We start from the raw sequence: 23,381 nt of genomic DNA, 5'->3' as shown, positions 1-23,381 counted from the left end.
CCAAAAGCTTGGTGTTTTCGTGCTCGCAAAGGTCGAGGGGTATTTCTATGGCAACCGAAGGCACCGCAATTTCCAACGAAGCCGCCGCTGCGCAGGCAGACGCAATCGAGTTCCGCAACGCGCCGGATGGCAAGGGTGATCGACTGGTGGCACAGGCTGCGACCCGAGCGGAGGAAGAACCCCAGCTCGTCGATCCTGCGACCGGAGCGCCGGTGAAAGGTGCCGAGACTGCGCCCCAGACGCCGCCCATGCCGGCGACGGTCACCGCCGATGCTTCGAACGTGGTGCACCTACCCGCAGGCGCGTCGATCGAGAAAATCAAGGTGGTCGGTAGCGATATCGTTTTGGAACAGCCGGACGGCTCGACGATCACCATTCACAATGCCGCATTGAAGGTTCCGACCTTCGTGATCGGCGACGCCGAAATTCCGCGCGAAACGCTCGTGGCAGTGCTCGGCGAAAACGGCATCAACGTTGCAGCCGGCCCGGACGGCAGCATCAGCGTCGTTTCGAACCAGAGCAGCGGCGGCGGCTTCTCCGATGCCAACGGCGACATCGGCCAGGCTGGCCCGGTCATCGACCTGCTGCCGCCGACATCCCTGCAGTTTCCGGCGCTCGAGGCGACTGAGCTTCTTCCCTTCACGCTTGATGCCAATGAGAACCCGTCGATCATCCCGGACGGCGGCAGCAGTGATCCGAGCGGCATCTTCGTGAGTGATCGTGAGGTTGACGAAGCCGGTCTCGCCAGCGGATCGCGCGCCGGCGATGGCAGCGCTTCGGTCAACGGCGTCTTCACGATTTCCGATCCGGATGGCCTCGACGATGTCGCCAGCCTGACGATCAACGGTCAGACTTTTCCAATCGGCAGCCTCGCCGGGCAATCGGTAACAGGCCTGTTTGGCGTGCTGACCATCACCGCTTACGACCCTGTCACCGGTGTCGCGCAATATACCTATGAACTGACGAGCCCTGTAACCGGCTCCGGTCCCGGCACGAATGTCGAACAGGACCGGGACACCTTCAACTTGACGGTGACCGACGCCGACGGCGCGACCGGGACTGCGGCGCTCCGCATCGACGTCGTCGACGACGTTCCGATGATCGGCATCACGGATCCGGAATCTGCACAGGTGGTCGAGGGTCAGACGCTGGCCGGCAACTGGATGCTTGCAGCCGGTGCTGACGGTGTCGGCACGGTGAACGTGACGGTCGGCAACACGACGCAGACGCTGACACTTGCGGCCGGCCAGAAGGTGGTGTTCGCGCTGGCCGAGGGCACGCTGACGGTCAATGCCGACAAGAGCTGGTCGTTCGCTGCGGCCAACAACCTCAACAATGCCGGCAGCGTCAATGTCAGCTTCTCGCTGTCGGCCGCGGACGCCGATGGCGACACGACGAGCGACAGCCAGACGATCACCATCACAGATGGCGCCGGCCCGACGGTCGATCCGCTTGCGGCTTCGGCCGCACTGACGCTCGACGATCAGAACCTTGCCGACGGCTCGACGCCGGCTGGCTCCGACACGAGCAGCGGCACGATCGGCTTTACTGCCGGTTCGGATGCGATCGCGACGATCGCCTTCAGCAACGATGTCAGCGGCCTGAGCGGCGCGCTGACCTGGGATCGTGTCTCCGACACGCAGATCGTCGGCCGCGCCGGCGGCGTTGCGATCGTGACGCTCGACCTGGTGCGCAGCGGCGACAGCGCGACGGTGACGGCGACGCTGAACGACAACTACGCCAGCCATCCCGGCATCGATGCCGACGACCTCGCGGACCTCGGCTCGGTCAAGGTGATCGCCTCCGATACGGACGGCGACAAGGCCGAAGGCACGGTGAGCGTTTCGGTCTCGGACGACATGCCGGTGATCGACACGACCCAGATCGCGGCGCCGGCGGCGCTGACGGTCGACGAGACGGCGCTGGGCACGAATGCCTCCTTCGAGGTCTCGGACGTGTTCAAGGCGGGGTTCTCGGCCTATGGCGCGGATGGTGCGGGCTCGGTGAGCTATGGGTTGCAGCTGTCGGGCAGCGCTGTCGGTTCGGGTCTGTTTGCGCATGGTGAGAACGGCACCAAGGGTGCGGAGATCCTGCTCAGCCAGACGGGCAACGTGATCACCGGTGCAGTGAACGGCACGACCTACTTCACCATCACGCTGGCCAATGGCCAGGTGACGCTCGATCAGATCAAGGCGATCTGGCACGACAACACGGGCAGCAACGACGAGCCGCTGAGCCTGAAGCTGGCCAACAATGCGCTGCAGCTGGTGGCGACGGTAACGGATGCCGACGGCGATGCGAAGAGCCAAGGCGTCGACCTTGGCACCGGCAGCACCTTTACCTTCAAGGACGACGGTCCGACGATCGACACGACCCAGATCGCGGCGCCGGCGGCGCTGACGGTCGACGAGACGGCGCTGGGCACGAATGCCTCCTTCGAGGTCTCGGACGTGTTCAAGGCGGGGTTCTCGGCCTATGGCGCGGATGGTGCGGGCTCGGTGAGCTATGGGTTGCAACTGTCGAGCAGCGCTGTCGGTTCAGGTCTGTTTGCGCATGGTGAGAACGGCACCAAGGGTGCGGAGATCCTGCTCAGCCAGACGGACAACGTGATCACCGGTGCAGTGAACGGCACGACCTACTTCACCATCACGCTGGCCAATGGCCAGGTGACGCTCGATCAGATCAAGGCGATCTGGCACGGCGACAGCCCGTCGAACTATAACGAGACGACCAGCCTGACGATCACGAGTGGCTCGCTGCAGCTGGTGGCGACGGTGACGGACGGCGACAAGGACGTCGCCACCGCCAAGGTCGACCTCGGCGGCGGCCTGATCAGCTTCGAGGACGACGGGCCGAGCGCGGCGCTGGGACTGGTGTCGCAGCCGAAGACGCTCGTGGTCGACGAGACGGTGGGCGAGAACGCCGGCGAGGCCGCTGTCGGCCTCGGCCAGGTGACGGTCGCCGGTTCGGACCTGTTCACGACGGCGGGCACGTCGGTCGGCCAGGACAACGAAGGCGCGACGACGGCCTATTCGCTGGCGATCGTCAACGGGGGACACACCGGGCTCTACCTGACGGGAGGCACGACGGAGATCCTGCTGGTGCAGAACGGCTCCGTGATCGAGGGCCGCGTCGGCAGCACGGTGGCCTTCACGGTCGCGATCAACGCGGCCGACGGATCGGTGACGCTGACGCAGTATGAGTCGCTGAACCATACGAACACGGGCAGCTATGACGAGGCGGTCTCGCTGGCCGCCAATGCGCTGCAGGCGGTCCTGACGGTGACGGACGGCGACAAGGACGTCGCCACCGCCAAGGTCGACCTCGGCGGCGGCCTGATCAGCTTCGAGGACGACGGGCCGAGCGCGGCGCTGGGACTGGTGTCGCAGCCGAAGACGCTCGTGGTCGACGAGACGGTGGGCGAGAACGCCGGCGAGGCCGCTGTCGGCCTCGGCCAGGTGACGGTTGCCGGTTCGGACCTGTTCACGACGGCGGGCACGTCGGTCGGCCAGGACAATGAAGGCGCGACGACGGCCTATTCGCTGGCGATCGTCAACGGGGGACACACCGGGCTCTACCTGACGGGAGGCACGACGGAGATCCTGCTGGTGCAGAACGGCTCCGTGATCGAGGGCCGCGTCGGCAGCACGGTGGCCTTCACGGTCGCGATCAACGCGGCCGACGGATCGGTGACGCTGACGCAGTATGAGTCGCTGAACCATACGAACACGGGCAGCTATGACGAGGCGGTCTCGCTGGCCGCCAATGCGCTGCAGGCGGTCCTGACGGTGACGGACGGCGACAAGGACGTCGCCACCGCCAAGGTCGACCTCGGCGGCGGCCTGATCAGCTTCGAGGACGACGGGCCAAGCGCGGCGCTGGGACTGGTGTCGCAGCCGAAGACGCTCGTGGTCGACGAGACGGTGGGCGAGAACGCCGGCGAGGCCGCTGTCGGCCTCGGCCAGGTGACGGTTGCCGGTTCGGACCTGTTCACGACGGCGGGCACGTCGGTCGGCCAGGACAATGAAGGCGCGACGACGGCCTATTCGCTGGCGATCGTCAACGGGGGACACACCGGGCTCTACCTGACGGGAGGCACGACGGAGATCCTGCTGGTGCAGAACGGCTCCGTGATCGAGGGCCGCGTCGGCAGCACGGTGGCCTTCACGGTCGCGATCAACGCGGCCGACGGATCGGTGACGCTGACGCAGTATGAGTCGCTGAACCATACGAACACGGGCAGCTATGACGAGGCGGTCTCGCTGGCCGCCAATGCGCTGCAGGCGGTTCTGACGGTGACGGACGGCGACAAGGACGTCGCCACCGCCAAGGTCGACCTCGGCGGCGGCCTGATCAGCTTCGAGGACGACGGGCCAAGCGCGGCGCTGGGACTGGTGTCGCAGCCGAAGACGCTCGTGGTCGACGAGACGGTGGGCGAGAACGCCGGCGAGGCCGCTGTCGGCCTCGGCCAGGTGACGGTCGCCGGTTCGGACCTGTTCACGACGGCGGGCACGTCGGTCGGCCAGGACAACGAAGGCGCGACGACGGCCTATTCGCTGGCGATCGTCAACGGGGGGCACACCGGGCTCTACCTGACGGGAGGCACGACGGAGATCCTGCTGGTGCAGAACGGCTCCGTGATCGAGGGCCGCGTCGGCAGCACGGTGGCCTTCACGGTCGCGATCAACGCGGCCGACGGATCGGTGACGCTGACGCAGTATGAGTCGCTGAACCATACGAACACGGGCAGCTATGACGAGGCGGTCTCGCTGGCCGCCAATGCGCTGCAGGCGGTCCTGACGGTGACGGACGGCGACAAGGACGTCGCCACCGCCAAGGTCGACCTCGGCGGCGGCCTGATCAGCTTCGAGGACGACGGGCCGAGCGCGGCGCTGGGACTGGTGTCGCAGCCGAAGACGCTCGTGGTCGACGAGACGGTGGGCGAGAACGCCGGCGAGGCCGCTGTCGGCCTCGGCCAGGTGACGGTCGCCGGTTCGGACCTGTTCACGACGGCGGGCACGTCGGTCGGCCAGGACAACGAAGGCGCGACGACGGCCTATTCGCTGGCGATCGTCAACGGGGGACACACCGGGCTCTACCTGACGGGAGGCACGACGGAGATCCTGCTGGTGCAGAACGGCTCCGTGATCGAGGGCCGCGTCGGCAGCACGGTGGCCTTCACGGTCGCGATCAACGCGGCCGACGGATCGGTGACGCTGACGCAGTATGAGTCGCTGAACCATACGAACACGGGCAGCTATGACGAGGCGGTCTCGCTGGCCGCCAATGCGCTGCAGGCGGTCCTGACGGTGACGGACGGCGACAAGGACGTCGCCACCGCCAAGGTCGACCTCGGCGGCGGCCTGATCAGCTTCGAGGACGACGGGCCAAGCGCGGCGCTGGGACTGGTGTCGCAGCCGAAGACGCTCGTGGTCGACGAGACGGTGGGCGAGAACGCCGGCGAGGCCGCTGTCGGCCTCGGCCAGGTGACGGTTGCCGGTTCGGACCTGTTCACGACGGCGGGCACGTCGGTCGGCCAGGACAATGAAGGCGCGACGACGGCCTATTCGCTGGCGATCGTCAACGGGGGACACACCGGGCTCTACCTGACGGGAGGCACGACGGAGATCCTGCTGGTGCAGAACGGCTCCGTGATCGAGGGCCGCGTCGGCAGCACGGTGGCCTTCACGGTCGCGATCAACGCGGCCGACGGATCGGTGACGCTGACGCAGTATGAGTCGCTGAACCATACGAACACGGGCAGCTATGACGAGGCGGTCTCGCTGGCCGCCAATGCGCTGCAGGCGGTTCTGACGGTGACGGACGGCGACAAGGACGTCGCCACCGCCAAGGTCGACCTCGGCGGCGGCCTGATCAGCTTCGAGGACGACGGGCCAAGCGCGGCGCTGGGACTGGTGTCGCAGCCGAAGACGCTCGTGGTCGACGAGACGGTGGGCGAGAACGCCGGCGAGGCCGCTGTCGGCCTCGGCCAGGTGACGGTTGCCGGTTCGGACCTGTTCACGACGGCGGGCACGTCGGTCGGCCAGGACAACGAAGGCGCGACGACGGCCTATTCGCTGGCGATCGTCAACGGGGGGCACACCGGGCTCTACCTGACGGGAGGCACGACGGAGATCCTGCTGGTGCAGAACGGCTCCGTGATCGAGGGCCGCGTCGGCAGCACGGTGGCCTTCACGGTCGCGATCAACGCGGCCGACGGATCGGTGACGCTGACGCAGTATGAGTCGCTGAACCATACGAACACGGGCAGCTATGACGAGGCGGTCTCGCTGGCCGCCAATGCGCTGCAGGCGGTCCTGACGGTGACGGACGGCGACAAGGACGTCGCCACCGCCAAGGTCGACCTCGGCGGCGGCCTGATCAGCTTCGAGGACGACGGGCCGAGCGCGGCGCTGGGACTGGTGTCGCAGCCGAAGACGCTCGTGGTCGACGAGACGGTGGGCGAGAACGCCGGCGAGGCCGCTGTCGGCCTCGGCCAGGTGACGGTCGCCGGTTCGGACCTGTTCACGACGGCGGGCACGTCGGTCGGCCAGGACAACGAAGGCGCGACGACGGCCTATTCGCTGGCGATCGTCAACGGGGGACACACCGGGCTCTACCTGACGGGAGGCACGACGGAGATCCTGCTGGTGCAGAACGGCTCCGTGATCGAGGGCCGCGTCGGCAGCACGGTGGCCTTCACGGTCGCGATCAACGCGGCCGACGGATCGGTGACGCTGACGCAGTATGAGTCGCTGAACCATACGAACACGGGCAGCTATGACGAGGCGGTCTCGCTGGCCGCCAATGCGCTGCAGGCGGTCCTGACGGTGACGGACGGCGACAAGGACGTCGCCACCGCCAAGGTCGACCTCGGCGGCGGCCTGATCAGCTTCGAGGACGACGGGCCAAGCGCGGCGCTGGGACTGGTGTCGCAGCCGAAGACGCTCGTGGTCGACGAGACGGTGGGCGAGAACGCCGGCGAGGCCGCTGTCGGCCTCGGCCAGGTGACGGTCGCCGGTTCGGACCTGTTCACGACGGCGGGCACGTCGGCCGGCCAGGACAACGAAGGCGCGACGACGGCCTATTCGCTGGCGATCGTCAACGGGGGACACACCGGGCTCTACCTGACGGGAGGCACGACGGAGATCCTGCTGGTGCAGAACGGCTCCGTGATCGAGGGCCGCGTCGGCAGCACGGTGGCCTTCACGGTCGCGATCAACGCGGCCGACGGATCGGTGACGCTGACGCAGTATGAGTCGCTGAACCATACGAACACGGGCAGCTATGACGAGGCGGTCTCGCTGGCCGCCAATGCGCTGCAGGCGGTTCTGACGGTGACGGACGGCGACAAGGACGTCGCCACCGCCAAGGTCGACCTCGGCGGCGGCCTGATCAGCTTCGAGGACGACGGGCCGAGCGCGGCGCTGGGACTGGTGTCGCAGCCGAAGACGCTCGTGGTCGACGAGACGGTGGGCGAGAACGCCGGCGAGGCCGCTGTCGGCCTCGGCCAGGTGACGGTCGCCGGTTCGGACCTGTTCACGACGGCGGGCACGTCGGCCGGCCAGGACAACGAAGGCGCGACGACGGCCTATTCGCTGGCGATCGTCAACGGGGGCCACACCGGGCTCTACCTGACGGGAGGCACGACGGAGATCCTGCTGGTGCAGAACGGCTCCGTGATCGAGGGCCGCGTCGGCAGCACGGTGGCCTTCACGGTCGCGATCAACGCGGCCGACGGATCGGTGACGCTGACGCAGTATGAGTCGCTGAACCATACGAACACGGGCAGCTATGACGAGGCGGTCTCGCTGGCCGCCAATGCGCTGCAGGCGGTCCTGACGGTGACGGACGGCGACAAGGACGTCGCCACCGCCAAGGTCGACCTCGGCGGCGGCCTGATCAGCTTCGAGGACGACGGGCCAAGCGCGGCGCTGGGACTGGTGTCGCAGCCGAAGACGCTCGTGGTCGACGAGACGGTGGGCGAGAACGCCGGCGAGGCCGCTGTCGGCCTCGGCCAGGTGACGGTTGCCGGTTCGGACCTGTTCACGACGGCGGGCACGTCGGTCGGCCAGGACAACGAAGGCGCGACGACGGCCTATTCGCTGGCGATCGTCAACGGGGGCCACACCGGGCTCTACCTGACGGGAGGCACGACGGAGATCCTGCTGGTGCAGAACGGCTCCGTGATCGAGGGCCGCGTCGGCAGCACGGTGGCCTTCACGGTCGCGATCAACGCGGCCGACGGATCGGTGACGCTGACGCAGTATGAGTCGCTGAACCATACGAACACGGGCAGCTATGACGAGGCGGTCTCGCTGGCCGCCAATGCGCTGCAGGCGGTCCTGACGGTGACGGACGGCGACAAGGACGTCGCCACCGCCAAGGTCGACCTCGGCGGCGGCCTGATCAGCTTCGAGGACGACGGGCCGAGCGCGGCGCTGGGACTGGTGTCGCAGCCGAAGACGCTCGTGGTCGACGAGACGGTGGGCGAGAACGCCGGTGAGGCCGCTGTCGGCCTCGGCCAGGTGACGGTTGCCGGTTCGGACCTGTTCACGACGGCGGGCACGTCGGTCGGCCAGGACAACGAAGGCGCGACGACGGCCTATTCGCTGGCGATCGTCAACGGGGGCCACACCGGGCTCTACCTGACGGGAGGCACGACGGAGATCCTGCTGGTGCAGAACGGCTCCGTGATCGAGGGCCGCGTCGGCAGCACGGTGGCCTTCACGGTCGCGATCAACGCGGCCGACGGATCGGTGACGCTGACGCAGTATGAGTCGCTGAACCATACGAACACGGGCAGCTATGACGAGGCGGTCTCGCTGGCCGCCAATGCGCTGCAGGCGGTCCTGACGGTGACGGACGGCGACAAGGACGTCGCCACCGCCAAGGTCGACCTCGGCGGCGGCCTGATCAGCTTCGAGGACGACGGGCCAAGCGCGGCGCTGGGACTGGTGTCGCAGCCGAAGACGCTCGTGGTCGACGAGACGGTGGGCGAGAACGCCGGCGAGGCCGCTGTCGGCCTCGGCCAGGTGACGGTTGCCGGTTCGGACCTGTTCACGACGGCGGGCACGTCGGTCGGCCAGGACAATGAAGGCGCGACGACGGCCTATTCGCTGGCGATCGTCAACGGGGGACACACCGGGCTCTACCTGACGGGAGGCACGACGGAGATCCTGCTGGTGCAGAACGGCTCCGTGATCGAGGGCCGCGTCGGCAGCACGGTGGCCTTCACGGTCGCGATCAACGCGGCCGACGGATCGGTGACGCTGACGCAGTATGAGTCGCTGAACCATACGAACACGGGCAGCTATGACGAGGCGGTCTCGCTGGCCGCCAATGCGCTGCAGGCGGTCCTGACGGTGACGGACGGCGACAAGGACGTCGCCACCGCCAAGGTCGACCTCGGCGGCGGCCTGATCAGCTTCGAGGACGACGGAATTGCAGTTGGAACAGTCACCAATGCAATTCTCGCCAATGAAGTTGGAAAGCTGCAAGGTTTGCTGGCGTTTAATGCAGGGGCCGATGGCTTGGCGTCAGAGGCGATTTCCAGCATTTCCGGCCTTCCCCAGGGATGGACGACCAGTGCTGGCGGGAGTTCTTCGATCAACGTATTTGCGCCAGGATCAGCGACGCCCACCTTCACTATCAAGCTGAACCTGGACGGAACCTATGAGGTGACGCAGTTTGCTGTTCGACCAGGCACGACGTCAACGATTGATTTGGCCTACAATATCAAAAACTCACCCACTGGAAATTATGATTTTGGCTTCGTAAAACTCACGGCACTTGCCGACGACACGGGTGGGAACGACGACGCCAATTTCAATGCCTATGCTTTTGGGACTAGCAATGCGTTTGGCTTGGGCAATCCCACCTTTAACGCTAATGACAGTTTCAAGATGGAGTTCGACAGCCCGGTCTCCAACTTCAAACTTAATATCGCTCAGGTCGACGAAGATGGAGTGATTAACGTCACTCTATCGAATGGAGGGCTAAACGCCGTAACCATTCCGGTTCAGGTTAATGCGGGAGATACGTTCGTCGAGATTTCGCCAAGTGTATTTTTGGCCCATCAGAAAACTCCTTTCAATTTTGATACTGTTATACTGACGGGTGTCGACGAAGCTGGTAATAAAGACATAAAGGTTTCCTTCACGACGTTGTCATATAAGGAGTCCGTACCGGCGACCGATGTGAACTTCACGGTCAATGCGGTTGGTGTCGATGGTGACGGAGATAAGGTAAGCACCAGTTTTGTCGTGACGTCAGCTGGCGGGAGTTCAGCAAACAACACCTTTACCGGCACTTCTGCTAATGAAGTCTTTCATGGCGGTAGCGGCACAGACACCATCAACGGTGCGGACGGTTCCGACATTGCCGACTATACCGGCAGTACGTCGGCGGTGTTCATTAATCTCGACGACAGTGGCAATGCCTCATCGTCTGCGAGCACTGGCAGCCAGCCAGAGGGGTCGATTGGCGGCGGCGATGCCGCTGGCGATACGCTGACGGGCATCGAAGGGCTGATCGGGGGTTCTGGCAATGACTTCCTGCACGGGAATTCGGGTGCCAATTACCTGGCAGGCGGTATCGGTAGCGACACGCTTTATGGCGAGGGAGGGGCTGATTCTCTCTACGGCGGTCTCGGCAACGACACGCTCTATGGCGGTACCGGCTCGGATACTATGACCGGCGGCGCCGGCAGCGACACATTCGTGATCGATCCGAACGACCTTTCGCTCGGAATAGCCGACGTCATCACGGATTATGAAAGCGGCGACTTTGTTGATCTGTCCGAACTGCTCGGCAATCTACCCGCGGACACAGATCTCAAGGGCGACTACGTCCAGGTAGTACAAGATGGCCAAAATGCTAACCTGCAGGTGGACACGAACGGCAACGGCGACTCTTGGCACACAGTCGCCGTACTGGAGCACTTCCAGGCAACTGAGGCCGTGAAGGTCCTGTTCAATAACACGAGCGGGACGAAAACAGAGCAAGACATTCATTAACAGCACGTCGCTCTCGACAGCTCAGCGGTTCTCGGTAATCATCCGGGAACCGCATTTCCAGGGGGAATCTTTTCATGATCAGAAGCATGCTGGTGGGGGCGATGGTCGCTCTTATGCCCGTTTCAGGTTTCGCGGCCGATCTCATCGTCGATTATGCGCCGGCCGCGCGGCAGTGCGCCGAAGCCAGCCAATCCTCGCTCACCGTTGACCAGGATGTCGCGACATTGACCAAGGAGGTCGTTTCGCGCATGGACGAGGCGATCGCTGTCGCCGACGATCCGCACTGGATCTCATCGACGCGGCCGGCTTTCGTATGGGCGTCCGAAACCAAGGTTGCCTGCGGCAAGGCCTATGGTTACCTGCAATCCAACTGGCGCGACGAGGACTACATCGCCAAGTGCGATTGCTTCTACACCAAGATGCGGAATTACATGAATTGAGGCTGGCGGTTTGATCGTCATGTCCCACCCTGTCGTTTCACCGACGAGGCGGGCGTCGTCCTGTCGGCGGTGGCTGGCCCTTGGCGTCCTCGCGCTCGGCACACTTGCGGGCTGCCAGGGCGCACCCACGCCCCAGGACGTTCTCGACGTGGAATCGCCACAGGCGAGACACGCGCGGCGCGCGGCCGAACACGCCGTGAAACCACAGGAGACCTTCGGCAGCGGGGCGACACGCATCGCACTCATCACGGCTCTGATGGCGCCGTCGGGCGAAACGGTGCGCGAACGTGATATCCGGGACGGCGCGGCGCTCGCAATCGATGAGGTCGGCGGCGGCCAGCTCTCGTTGCTGGTCGAAAACACCGACGGTTCGCCACAGCAGATCCAGGAGGCGGCAAAGCGGCTTGCCGGTCAGAATGTCGCGCTCGTCGCGCTGTCTGTCGCCGACGTGCCCGTCAGCATCGTGCGCCAGGGGCTCGGCGCGTCTCGCGCGCCGCTTCTGGTCCTGCGCGGCAACGGCGCCGAGCGGCCAGCGGGAACATTCGCTTTCGTGTCCGACCGCGTCGACAGCGCCGTCGAGGGGGCATCCTATGCGGTGGCGTCCGGCCGCAAGCGGCTCGTCGTGCTCCTGCCGAGCGACGTTTCCGCCGCCGAGCGACAAAGGCTTGATCGCGGGCTTGCCGGATATGGCATCAAGCCGGCGCTCGTCGCCGTGACGGGCGCCACGGCATTCACCGGCGACGCGGCCTCCAAGGCCAAGCTGAAAGATACTGATGGTGTGCTACTGATCGGTTCGGGCGAGCCAGATGTCGGCGCTTTGTCGCAACTCAAGGCCAACGGCTATCTGAAACCGAACGCGATGGTCGTCGGCAGCTCCGGATGGGAGAATGCCGCTTACAAGCGCCCCGAACTTTCGGGAAGCCATCTCTGCCTGTTCGGACCGGAAAACGGTTCTCGCATGACGTCGCGCTATCTCGATCGGTACGAGCGGGCCGCCGGCACCGATGCTGCCTATGGCTTCGATGTGATCGCGCTTGCTGCCGGCCTCGTGCGCAGCCAGGGCGAAGCCGCCATCACGCAGGAGAGCCTTCGGTCTCCAAATGGCTTCATCGGCGCGGCGGCAGCCTTCCGCTTCGAGGGGAACGGCTCCGTTGAGCGAACCTGCGCGATCTACCAGGTCACCTCCGGGAGCGTGAAGCTGCTGGATCCAGCGCCACGTTCGTTCTGAAGCGCGAGCGCTGCCCCAAAGCTGTGCTCATCGGCTGTTGGTGCGGCGGCGACGCGTGCGTGTAGCTGATGGCGGTGCGACTGTTGCGGGCCAGCAGGGACAAGCCACAGTCGCTCCGCGGTCATCCCGGACTGCGATGAGTAATGATCGTCGCCGATGCCGTCGCGTTGGCCTGCTCACGCAACCATTTGCAGCGCCCTGACCCTGATCTTGCCAGTGTTGCGGCCGTCCAGCGGGACGACATCGTAGGACAGCCGCCGAAGCTCACGCTTTCGCGCTGGTTCGGCGGATGTCCATGTCACCAAGGAATAGGGCCCGCCGGCGTGGGGCGATCGGCCCCATACCCACGACAATCACCCTTCGCGCTCGCCGGTGAAATTCAGCAGCAGCTGGAAGATGTTGACGAAGTTCAGATAGAGCGACAGGGCGCCGAAAACCGCGAGCTTCTGTTGCGATTCCTGGTCGAAATTGTCGGCGTACTGTTCCTTGATGTTCTGCGTGTCCCAGGCGGTCAGGCCGACGAAGACGACGATACCGATCACCGAAACGGCAAACTGAAGAGCGCTCGAGCCGAGGAAGATGTTGACGATCGAGGCGATCATCACGCCAATCAGGCCCATGATCAGGAACGAACCGAACTTCGCCAGGTCTCGTTTCGTCACATAGCCGTAGAGGCTCGTCGCACCAAACATGGTGGCGGCGATGAAAAAGGTGCGGGCGATGCTGGCTCCGGTGAAGACGAGAAAGACAGAGGCGAGCGACAGCCCCATGACGGCGCAGAAAGCCCAGAAGATCATCTGCGCTGACGACGCAGACATCGAATGCATCTTGAAGGAAAAAAAGAAAACGAAGGCCAGCGGAGCCAGCATCACCACCCACTTCAGCGGGGTCGAGAAGATCGGCACATAGAGCGCCGGCGTGGTGCCGACGATGAAGGCCACAAGGCCCGTGACGACGAGGCCGAGGCCCATATAGTTGTAGACGCGCAGCATATGCTGGCGAAGGCCCTCGTCGAGGGCAGCGGCAGAAGCCTGGCTCATGCCGCCGAAGCGGTTCTGGTTCGAATACATGTAGGTTTCCTCAGTTCAGTAAAGTGAGCTTTTGAGTAGCTCGGCCTCATCGCTGAGGCCGATGCCAGGCGTACTTGAGACGACGGCATAGGCGACCTCGCCGACCTGCCACCACGCAGCCTCGGCACTGGAGAGATTGAGGTCCTTCACAGGCTCGACCGCGAAGTACCCCGGCCTGCCGGCGAAGAGTGATATGACTGCGCCAGCATCGGTCTTGACGCTCGTCTCGACACTAGGACCGAAATCCGAGGGGAAGACCTGGACATCGACGACGTTCCAATCCTTCGGAAGCTCCGGCATGACGATGGCGGTCGCCGCACGAATGTCGTCCGGGTCGTAGGTCTGCGCTTCCGGTTGTGACGGCATTCCCGCTCTGACCAGCGCGGTCTGATGCGCGCGGATCGCATGCTCCACGAAAGCCGGCGGATGGGCCGAGGCATTGACTTCGCTCGGGCCGACGGACGAATGGGCAATCCACCCCACCGAAACCATCAACCCGACTGCGGCGACCTTTTGCATGGCGTTCCACACGCGCGCATTCGCCAGTCCCGACGAAAGGCGGCGGGCGGCCTCGCGCGTCTCGGGGCGTGCGGCAACGACATCCGACGTCATCGCCAGCTTGAGCGTGGTTCGCATGCCGAGGTCGGCCATGACACGCGCCGCTGCATCCGGATTCCTGGCGAGCCAGGTCTCAACCCGCAGCCGCCCCGCCGCATCGAGCTGGTTATCCACATAGGCATCGAGATCGGTATCGATAATCGCGTCCACGTCAGTCATGATCGCCTCCGACAAGCCTCAGGTGGTTGGGCCTTTTCGTTCCGCTCTCGAAATCTCTCAGGCTCGCTCTTGCACGGGAGACACGCGACATCAGAGTCCCGACGGGAATATCGAGTATGTTGGCAGCCTCTTGATAGGAGAGGTCCTCGACCGCAACGAGATGCAGCGCTTCGCGCTGCTCTTCGGGAAGCATCATGAACGCTTCGCGGACCTGAGCCAGCCGTACGCTATGTTCCTGGTGGGCCGGGTAGGATGATGCAGCTTCCTGCGCCGTCTGGTCGTCACGCTGGCCGCGAGAGATCGCGGATCGCACGCGGTCGATATGCGTGTTGCGAACGATGGCGAAGAGCCAGTTTCTAAGGCTTTCCCCAGAGCGGAACGTCGAGCGTCGCTCATAGGCTCTCACCAATGCATCGTGAATGAGATCCTCGGCGTCCGGCGAATTGCGCGCAAGTGAACGCGCATAGCGCCTCAGCGCAGCCAACTGCCCAATAACGTCAAAGGCGCCCTTTTTCGAATCCATACCCGCATATACGGAGTGGCGACGGCTTCTCATCCATTGCGTTGAAAAAAAACTTAAAAAATCTGAGCGGCGCCTTCAGGGCTTGGCTCCGCGCGCTGGTGGCTTGGGCCTCCCGAAACGCCTTGCCCCGTCGGGCTCTTTCGTGCCCACGCGCCCGGATGCAGTATCGGACCACCGTGCAGAGGCGCGATGGTCCGATACTATTCTCGTCCTGTCAGAGCCCGCAACGCGGGGTATTCTCGGGCCCGTTCTATGCAGGCTGCTGCGTCTGCCGGCTGACCTTGCTGACGAAGCCGACGATCAGCACGAAGGTCAGCGCCTCGACGGCCGCCACCAGCCACAGGCCGTGGGTCATGACGCCGGTCGTGTCCTTCAGGTAGCCCATGAGATAGGGGGCGCCGAAGCCGGCGAGGTTCGCGACAGAGTTGATCAGCGCGATGCCGACTGCTGCCGCGGAACCCGCCAGACAATGGTTCGGCATCTGCCAAAAGACTGGGATTGCGGACATGGTGCCGACGATCGCCAGCCCCAGAGCAGCGAGCGATAGGGCAGGGCTGACCGGAAGGACAAAGCCCAGGACCATGAGGCCGGTGGCACCCGCAAGTGCCGCGAAGGCGCAGTGGTAGCGCACCTCCGACGTACGATCGGAATGCATGCCATTCAGGATCATGCCGGCAGCACCGCCGAGATAGATGGCAGCCATGATCCAGCCGACCGTGGCCGGGCTTGAGAAACCGACTTCACGCACCACGGAGGGGCCGAAGAAGGTCAGAGTCGAATTCGCCATGATGATACAGAAATAAATGGCGATGAACTTCCATACGGTCGGGTTCTTCAGCGCCTTGAGCACGCTGTGCTCACGATGGCCGAGCGCCTTCTTGTCCTGCTCGATGTCCTGAATGAGCAGGGCCTTTTCCTCCGAGGTCAGCCAATGCGCCTTCTCAGGCTTGTCGGTCAGGTAAAAGATGGTGGCAATACCGGCGAGGATCGACGGGACGCCTTCGAGCAAGAACACCCACTGCCAGCCGGCCCAGCCGTTGGCGCCGCCGAGCTGGGTCATGATCGTGCCTGCCAGCGGCCCGCCAATGACGCCAGCAAGTGCCGAGGCGGACATGAACAGGCCGAAGGCCCTGGCGCGACGCAGCGACGGATACCAATAGGTGAGGTAGAGGATGATGCCGGGGTAGAAGCCGGCCTCGAACACGCCAAGCAGGAAGCGCAGCGTGTAGAACTGCCAGGGTTGGGTGACGAACATCATCAGCACGCAGATGATGCCCCAGCCGATGGTGATGCGGGCGATCGTGGCGCGGGCACCGATCCGTTCGAGCCACATGTTGCTCGGCACTTCGAAGAAGAAATAGCCGAGAAAGAAGATGCCGGCACCGAGGCCGTAAACGGTTTCGCTGAACTGCAGGTCCTGCAGCATGGTGAGCTTCGCAAAACCAACATTGACCCGGTCGATCCATGCCAGGATCCACAGGAACATCAGGAAGGGAAGGAGCCGCCATGTCACCTTGCGGTAGACGGACTCCAGTTTTTCGGGGTTCGCGGCTGGTGAGCCGCCTCTGTGCCCCGCAGGTGCTGCCGATGCCATTGTGGACTACCTCCCGTATAAGTCCATTTCAGGATACCGGCCGCTATGCGGCCGGCGTGATAACCTCCCGCGCCTCCTCCTTGACGAGGGCGCCCAGTCGATAGCGGCTGATGTTGGCGATCTGCCGCAGTGCTTCCGCAAGCTCGGCATCGGTCTCCCGTCCGATGCGATGCTTGAATTCGGCGAAGATGCCCGCCTTGGTGTAGTGGCGAACGCAGACGATGAACGGAAAGCCGTGCCGGGCGCGATAGCGCCGGTTCAGATCGTCGATCAGCGCCATCTCGTGGCTAACCAGGTTGTCGAGCCCGGCCGTTCCCTGTTCGATGGTCGATGCCGCGGTCATCCGGCCCTGCTTGGCCTCCTTGCCGGCAAGATCCGGATGTGCGCCCAGGAATTCGACCTTGGACGCCGTGTCTCGCGCCAGGATCTGGCTGAACATCACGGTATGCAAAGCCTCGATGTCGGCGAATGGCCGCTTCTGCCAGCTGCACTGCGCCACCCAAGGCGAATTCTCGAAAACAGGACCGAGGTATGCGACGAACTCGTCGCAGTCCATGTGGTTGATCGCATCGATATCAAGCATGACTTGCCCTGAAATTCAGCCACCGCATCGCGGCGCTTTCTGTGCAAACCGTGCTCGGCCGGCCCGATTTGGTCAACGCGGGCGGGCAAATACCCACTATTAGCCAGACGAATAAAAGCTGGTGTTGACCTCTTGGCCGGCTCGCCCTGTCGAATTTTGTTGGCTATCCTGAAAAGCAGATGTCGAAAGAAGATACCGTTGACGCACATCTCCTAAGGGTATTCTGCGCGCTCATGGCCGAGGGCAGTGTGACGCGCGCGGCCGTCAAGCTCGAGCAATCCCAGCCGGCGGTCAGTCTGGCGCTCGGAAAGCTGCGCGAAATCTTTTCCGACCAATTGCTTGTGCGCGGCCGCGACGGAATGGTGCCGACGGAGCGCGCGCTGGCGATCTTGCCGCGCGCTCAGGCCCTGTTGGCCGATCTCACAGGCTTGGTCGACGCGACGGCGCCATTTGACGCTTCGTCAAGTAATCACAGCTTCACGATCGCCTCGCCAGATTACATGGCGCCGGTCTTCCTCTCGGAGATCGTCGACCAGATCAGGCGCAAGGCGCCGAGTGCGAGCCTCGTGATACGGGCGCTCGGTCCCGATTTCGACTTTGAGGGAGCGCTTGCCCGGGGCGATGTCGATGTCGTCATCGGCAACTGGCCGTCTCCCCCGGCCTATCTCAAGCGCTCCATCCTCCTGCAGGACGACATCGTTTGCCTGATGCGGGAGACCCATCCGTTGGCGCAGGGGACGTTCAGCGAAGCCGACTATCTGGCAGCGGCCCATATCGTACCGGTTGCCTATTCGATGGCCCATCGCGGCGTTGTCGAAACCCATCTGTCGAGCCTGCGCGTCAGCCGCGCGCGCACCGTCGCGCTCTCCTATTTCACGACCGCACCGTACCTCTTGCTGCAGTCGGACCTGATCTTCTCGACCAGCCGCCATTTCGCCAACTACTTTGCGGGTCTTCTGCCGCTTGTCGTCCGCCAGCCGCCGATCGAGTTCCCGCAGATGGTCTTCCACATGCTATGGCACGACCGCTCGCATCATTCGCCGATGCATCGGTGGCTGCGTGAAATCATCATGCAGGCGCGCAACAGGATCGCCACCTAGATTTCCGGATCAGGAGGTCGCCGCTCTCCGATTAGCCTGGCACTCGTGCCCAAATCCTTTATCGCCGTGTCGGCGGCGGCCCAACAGAGTTGCGGACCACCAGGTCGGGCCTCAGCAGGATCTCCGTTTCGGAGGGGGTACGGTCCGAAAGCATTTCGAGAAGCAGTGCCATCGCGTGCTTGCCGATGGCGGTGCGTGGCTGGCGGATCGTGCTCAGGGAAGGGGTCATGAAACTGGCTTGCGGGACGTCATCGAAGCCGGTGACCGAAAAGTGATCCGGTATGTCGTAGCCGCGCGCCTTGAGGCCGAGAGCGACACCAAGGGCAGTCTGATCATTGACGCACATGAAGGCGGTCGGAAGATCGTCGCGCATGAAGAGCCGTTCCAGCGCCAGCCTGCCGCTTTCCACGGTTCCGTCGCCGTCGAGGATAAGGCGGCGGTTCGGGGGGATGCCGGCCGCAGCAAGCCCGGCCTCGTACCCTGACCGACGACGGCTATAGGCCAGGCGCGTATGGGAGTCTCCGATGAATGCGATCCGTCGATGCCCCTCGGAAATGAGAAGATCGACGGCCTTGCGCGCACCTTCGATGTCGTCGACGCCGACATAGGGAATGCCTCCGTTAAAGACGGGCTCGAAAACGCCGACGGTCGGCGGCAGGCGCGGCGTCACCTCCTGATGGCCGAAAGGAAGAATGCCGGTAAACAGGATCAAGCCGGCCGCCTGGTTCGAATTGAAGAACTTCAGATACTCCAATCCACGTTGGGCATCATTCTGGGTATGCCCGATCAGCACGCCGTAGCCATGGGCGCGCGCTTCGTTTTCGAGGCCGACGAGAATGCTGGAGAAATTCGGGTCGCCGATATCGGGGGCCACGACCAATATCATGTTCGACCGGCCGAGCCTCAGGCTGCGCGCCATCGCGTTGGTGGTGTAGCCCGTCAGCGCGATGGCCTGATTGACCTTCAGCCGCGTGGACTTGGCAACCTTCTCCGGCATGTGAATGGCCCGCGACACCGTCGCGATCGACACTTCGGCGATCCGTGCGACGTCTTCGATGGTTGCGGGGGTGGAATCGGACACGCGGCTGGCCTCGAGTTTTGTTGCGAGACACTACACAGACTTGCCGGGCGGTCAAACGCGCAAGCCGAAAAAATTGTCGAACAAGCATGATGTAAACCTTTACACTGGCCGATGTAAAGGTTTACATCATGGAAAATGGCGGTGGAGGCCGCAGGGGAGGGGAATATGACCACGGAGGTTGTCGACGGGGCTCCCGTCGTGCTGTCGGCGCGCCGCATCAGCAAATCCTTCAGCGGCGTGCAGGTGCTTTTCAGCGTCGATTTCGAGCTGCGCCAGGGCGAAATCCACGCGCTGATGGGCGAGAATGGCGCCGGCAAATCCACGCTCGTCAAGATATTGTCCGGCTTCGAGCAACCGACCTCGGGCGAGATCCTGCTCGACGGCAAGTCGGTGAAACTTCCGGCAAACGGTGCGGCCGAAGCGCTCGGCATCGTCATCATCCATCAGGAATTCAATCTTGCCGAACATCTCACCGTCACCGAGAGCCTGTTTCTCGGCCGCGAGGTGACAAGGTTCGGCGTGCTCGACCGCAAGTTCATGCGCGCGGAAACACGCCGCGTTCTCGATCTGCTCGGTTCTCACGTCGACGAGAATGCGATGGTCGGCTCGCTGTCGATCGCCGAAAAACAGATGGTGGAGATTGCCAAGGCCATCAGCCGTGACGCGCGTGTCGTCTTCATGGACGAGCCGACCGCCGTGCTTTCTCGGGAGGAGACTAACTTCCTGTTCCGGCTGGTGCGCAAACTGCGTGACAAGGGAACGAGCTTCGTCTTCGTGTCGCACAAGCTTGACGAGGTCATGGAACTCACCGATCGGGTGACGGTGCTGCGCGACGGGCAATGGATCAAGACATCGCCGACCTCGATCCTCGATGGCGAAGCGATCGCCCAGTTGATGGTCGGCCGGGAACTGTCGAGCCTCTATCCGGCCAAGACCGAACCGGACATCGACGAGGAGGTCGTGCTGCGGGTCAACGGGCTTTCGACCGGATATGTCCGCGATGCGAGCTTCGAGGTTCGCCGCGGCGAAATCCTCGGTTTTTCCGGCATGATCGGCTCGGGGCGGACGGAATTGATGGAGGCGATCGTCGGATTGCGTCCCCGTCTGGCCGGCGAGGTTTTCGTTCGTGGCCAGCCGGTTTCATCCGGCGACGTGCACGCGGTCAACAATGCCGGTCTCGCCTACATGACCAAGGACCGGAAGGCGAAAGGCCTGTTGCTCGATGCCGGCATGATGGCGAACCTGACGCTGCAATCGCTCGACCGGCACACCCGGCTCGGCTACCTTGATCCCGGAAGCGAAGAAGCGGCGCTCGTCAAGGCGCGCCGCCGTTTCGACATCCGCGTCCGCGATGACAGCGTCATTGCCGGGCGCATGTCGGGCGGCAATCAGCAGAAGCTGCTGCTTGCCAAGGTCATGGAGACCGATCCAAGCATCATCATCATCGATGAGCCGACGCGCGGCATCGATGTCGGCACCAAGCAGCAGATCTATCACTTCATCTCGGCGCTCGCCCGCGACGGTCGCTCGATCATCGTCGTTTCGTCGGAGATGCCCGAGGTCATCGGCCTCTGCAGTCGCGTGGTCGTCATGCGCGAGGGCCACATCGCCGGCATCCTCGAGGGCGACGAGATCTCCGAGCAGGAGATCATGCGCTACGCCGCAGGCTTGAAGAAGAAAACGGCGGCCTGAGGTCGCGGCGGCGCATGCCGCGCAGATGCCGAGAACAATAAGATTCCCGACAGATGGGACGGAGGTTCAATTGGATATGAGCGTAAACGAGGAAGGCAGTCAGGGCGTAATTCGCCGCCGCAGCTGGCGTGACATCGATCTCAGGGCTGTGGCGCCATTCGTCGCGTTGGCGCTGCTCCTGTTGGTGGGGGCGCTGGTCAATCCCAATTTCATCAGCATCAACAACCTCGCCAACGTCGCCACCCGCAGCGCCTTCATCGCCATCATCGCGGTCGGCGCCACCTTCGTGATTTCGTCGGGCGATCTCGACCTGTCGGTCGGGGCGATGGTCGCCTTCATCGCCAGCCTGATGATCCTCTTCATGAACTCCGGCGTGATTGCCGATCCGGCGCTCATGCTTCTGGCGGCGGTCCTGTTCACCATCGTCGCCGGCGCGCTTTGTGGTCTCACCAACGGTCTGATCACCACAGTCGGCAAGATCGAGCCCTTCATCGCGACGCTCGGCACGATGGGCATCTATCGGGGACTGACGACCTGGCTGTCGCAAGGCGGCGCGATCACTCTCAAGGAACCGGAACTCCAGGAGATATATCGGCCCGCCTACTTCGGCACCATCTTCGGCGTTCCCGTTCCGATCGTCGTCATCCTCGCGGTGACTGCCGTAGCGGCCTTCATCCTTTACCGTACGCGCTACGGCCGGCACGTCGTCGCCGTCGGCTCCAATCGCGACGTTGCGCGCTACTCAGGCATTTCCGTCAACCGCGTCCGCACCGTCGCCTTCGTGATCCAGGGGCTGTGCGTGGCAGCCGCCGTCCTCCTCTATGTGCCGCGACTCGGCTCGACGTCGGCGACGACCGGCATCCTTTGGGAGTTGCAGGCGATCACCGCCGTCGTCGTCGGCGGCACGGCGCTCAAAGGCGGCGCCGGTCGCGTCTGGGGCACGATCTGTGGCGCGTTCATCCTCGAGCTGGTCGGCAACATCATGCTGCTTTCCAACTTCATCAGCGAATACCTGATCGGCGCCATCCAGGGCGCGATCATCATCATTGCGATGCTCGTCCAGCGCTCGCTGGTGCGGAAATCGTGAGACGGCCGGGTCCACAGGTCTCCCGGCCTACAACAGGCTGACCTGACATTTGGGAGGAACTTAATGCGTAGTAAGCTATTCGGCCTGACCCTCGCGGCCATGACAGCACTTGCTGGCGTGTCGCACGCGCAGGAGGAAAAGAAGGTCACGATCGGTGTGTCGATCCCGGCAGCCGATCATGGCTGGACGGCCGGCGTGGTCTTCCATGCCGAGCGGGTCGCCAAGATCCTGATGGAGCGCAATCCGGGGCTCAACGTCATCGTCAAGACTTCACCCGATCCGGCAAGCCAGGCCAACGCCGTGCAGGACCTCGAGACACAGGGCATCGACGCTCTCGTGATCCTGCCGACCGATCCGGATCCGCTCGTCAATGCCATCAAGGAAGTGAAGGGCAAGGGGACCTTCGTCGCGCTCGTCGACCGTGCGCCGAGTGTCAACGACAACTCCGTGCGCGATCTCTATGTCGCCGGCAACAACCCGGCGCTTGGCCAGGTCGCGGGCGAATACATCAAGGCAACGACACCGGATGCTGAAGTCGTCGTCATCCGCGGCCTGCCGATCCCGATTGACCAGCAGCGCCAGGACGGCTTCGACAAGGGCATCGACGGGTCGGACGTCAAGGTTCTCGACCGACAGTACGGCAACTGGAACCGCGACGATGCCTTCAAGGTCATGCAGGACTATCTGACCAAGTACCCGAAGATCGACGTCGTCTGGTGCCAGGACGACGACATGGCCGTCGGCGTGCTGCAGGCCATCGAGCAGGCAAAGCGTACCGACATCCAGTATGTCGTCGCCGGCGCCGGCTCGAAGGAGATGATCAAGAAAGTCATGGACGGCGACAAGATGATCCCGGTCGACGTGCTCTATCCGCCGGCGATGGTCGGGACGGCGCTCGAGATGACCGTCGCCAACTTCTACGGTCAGGTTCCGGTCCGTGGCGTCTACACGATCGACGCAACGCTGGTGACCAAGGACAATGCGAAGGACTTCTACTTCCCGGATTCGCCATTCTGATCCGGAGCTGAAGCAACGGGCGGCCCGCAATTGGCGCGGGCCGCCACCAATATGCATCGACTTCTATCTGCGCATGAGCACAACAGGCCACCTGCGCTACCTGGCCGGCCCGTCTGGAAAACACCGTCGTCTGGGCCCCAGGGGGCTCTGGAGACGCCTTCCAATCGTCCG

General features: G+C 63.8%; 13 protein-coding genes. 7 read left to right on the top strand and 6 right to left on the bottom strand.

The genetic code is table 11. The features are described 5' to 3' along the window. The first annotated feature begins 47 nt into the window (after nt 1–47). From QM996_RS23620 to QM996_RS23610, 3 genes are all read left to right on the top strand, one after another. On the top strand, nt 48–11,018 hold the full coding sequence (locus tag QM996_RS23620) for a DUF5801 repeats-in-toxin domain-containing protein (protein WP_334198451.1): 10,971 nt from the start codon (nt 48–50) through the stop codon (nt 11,016–11,018). A 74-nt stretch (nt 11,019–11,092) separates the two neighbouring features. Continuing rightward, nucleotides 11,093–11,458 carry a hypothetical protein gene (locus QM996_RS23615; RefSeq protein ID WP_334198450.1) on the top strand — a complete coding sequence of 122 codons (366 nt, stop codon included), beginning with the start codon at nt 11,093–11,095 and terminating at the stop codon, nt 11,456–11,458. Nucleotides 11,459–11,606: 148 nt separating this feature from the next. Continuing rightward, on the top strand, nt 11,607–12,686 hold the full coding sequence (locus QM996_RS23610; RefSeq protein WP_500270486.1) for a type 1 periplasmic-binding domain-containing protein: 1,080 nt from the start codon (nt 11,607–11,609) through the stop codon (nt 12,684–12,686). Nucleotides 12,687–13,039: 353 nt separating this feature from the next. Here the strand turns inward: QM996_RS23610 and QM996_RS23605 are convergent, their stop codons facing one another. From QM996_RS23605 to uraD, 5 genes are all read right to left on the bottom strand, one after another. Further along, complete coding sequence (locus QM996_RS23605) at nt 13,040–13,756, bottom strand: Bax inhibitor-1/YccA family protein (RefSeq protein WP_334198448.1); 717 nt, start codon at nt 13,754–13,756, stop codon at nt 13,040–13,042. 15 nt (nt 13,757–13,771) lie between these two features. Next, nucleotides 13,772–14,533 carry an anti-sigma factor family protein gene (locus QM996_RS23600; RefSeq protein WP_334198447.1) on the bottom strand — a complete coding sequence of 254 codons (762 nt, stop codon included), beginning with the start codon at nt 14,531–14,533 and terminating at the stop codon, nt 13,772–13,774. Next, nucleotides 14,526–15,056 carry a sigma-70 family RNA polymerase sigma factor gene (locus tag QM996_RS23595; protein ID WP_334198446.1) on the bottom strand — a complete coding sequence of 177 codons (531 nt, stop codon included), beginning with the start codon at nt 15,054–15,056 and terminating at the stop codon, nt 14,526–14,528. Before QM996_RS23595 ends, QM996_RS23600 begins: the two co-directional genes overlap by 8 nt. A 250-nt stretch (nt 15,057–15,306) precedes the next feature. Next, nucleotides 15,307–16,650, bottom strand: a complete 1,344-nt coding sequence (locus QM996_RS23590) for an MFS transporter (RefSeq protein ID WP_334198445.1) — start codon at nt 16,648–16,650, stop codon at nt 15,307–15,309. A gap of 43 nt (nt 16,651–16,693) precedes the next feature. Next, entirely contained in the window at nt 16,694–17,233 is a 540-nt protein-coding gene (gene uraD, locus QM996_RS23585) for a 2-oxo-4-hydroxy-4-carboxy-5-ureidoimidazoline decarboxylase (RefSeq protein ID WP_334198444.1), read from the bottom strand. A gap of 179 nt (nt 17,234–17,412) precedes the next feature. Here uraD and QM996_RS23580 point away from each other — a divergent pair, with 179 nt between their 5' ends. After that, nucleotides 17,413–18,333 (top strand): LysR family transcriptional regulator, encoded by a 921-nt coding sequence (locus QM996_RS23580; RefSeq protein WP_334198443.1) that lies wholly within the window; start codon nt 17,413–17,415, stop codon nt 18,331–18,333. Nucleotides 18,334–18,391: 58 nt separating this feature from the next. Here the strand turns inward: QM996_RS23580 and QM996_RS23575 are convergent, their stop codons facing one another. Continuing rightward, nucleotides 18,392–19,414: a LacI family DNA-binding transcriptional regulator gene (locus QM996_RS23575; protein ID WP_334198442.1), complete on the bottom strand. Its 1,023-nt coding sequence runs from the start codon at nt 19,412–19,414 to the stop codon at nt 18,392–18,394. Nucleotides 19,415–19,579: 165 nt separating this feature from the next. Between QM996_RS23575 and QM996_RS23570 the strand changes: the two genes are divergently transcribed. The 3 genes from QM996_RS23570 (at nt 19,580) to QM996_RS23560 (ending at nt 23,210) form a co-directional block, all read left to right on the top strand. Then, entirely contained in the window at nt 19,580–21,106 is a 1,527-nt protein-coding gene (locus tag QM996_RS23570) for a sugar ABC transporter ATP-binding protein (RefSeq protein ID WP_334198441.1), read from the top strand. A 76-nt stretch (nt 21,107–21,182) separates the two neighbouring features. Then, nucleotides 21,183–22,193, top strand: a complete 1,011-nt coding sequence (locus tag QM996_RS23565) for an ABC transporter permease (protein WP_334198779.1) — start codon at nt 21,183–21,185, stop codon at nt 22,191–22,193. A 63-nt stretch (nt 22,194–22,256) separates the two neighbouring features. Continuing rightward, a complete protein-coding gene (locus QM996_RS23560; protein ID WP_334198440.1) occupies nt 22,257–23,210 on the top strand; it encodes a substrate-binding domain-containing protein in 954 nt (317 codons plus the stop codon). Nucleotides 23,211–23,381: the final 171 nt, after the last annotated feature.

The sequence above is a fragment of the Sinorhizobium chiapasense genome, from assembly GCF_045277575.1.
Lineage (GTDB): Bacteria > Pseudomonadota > Alphaproteobacteria > Rhizobiales > Rhizobiaceae > Ensifer > Ensifer chiapasense_A.
The sequence above is the reverse complement of the archived record's forward strand: the minus strand, read 5'-3'. Positions and strand labels throughout refer to the sequence as shown.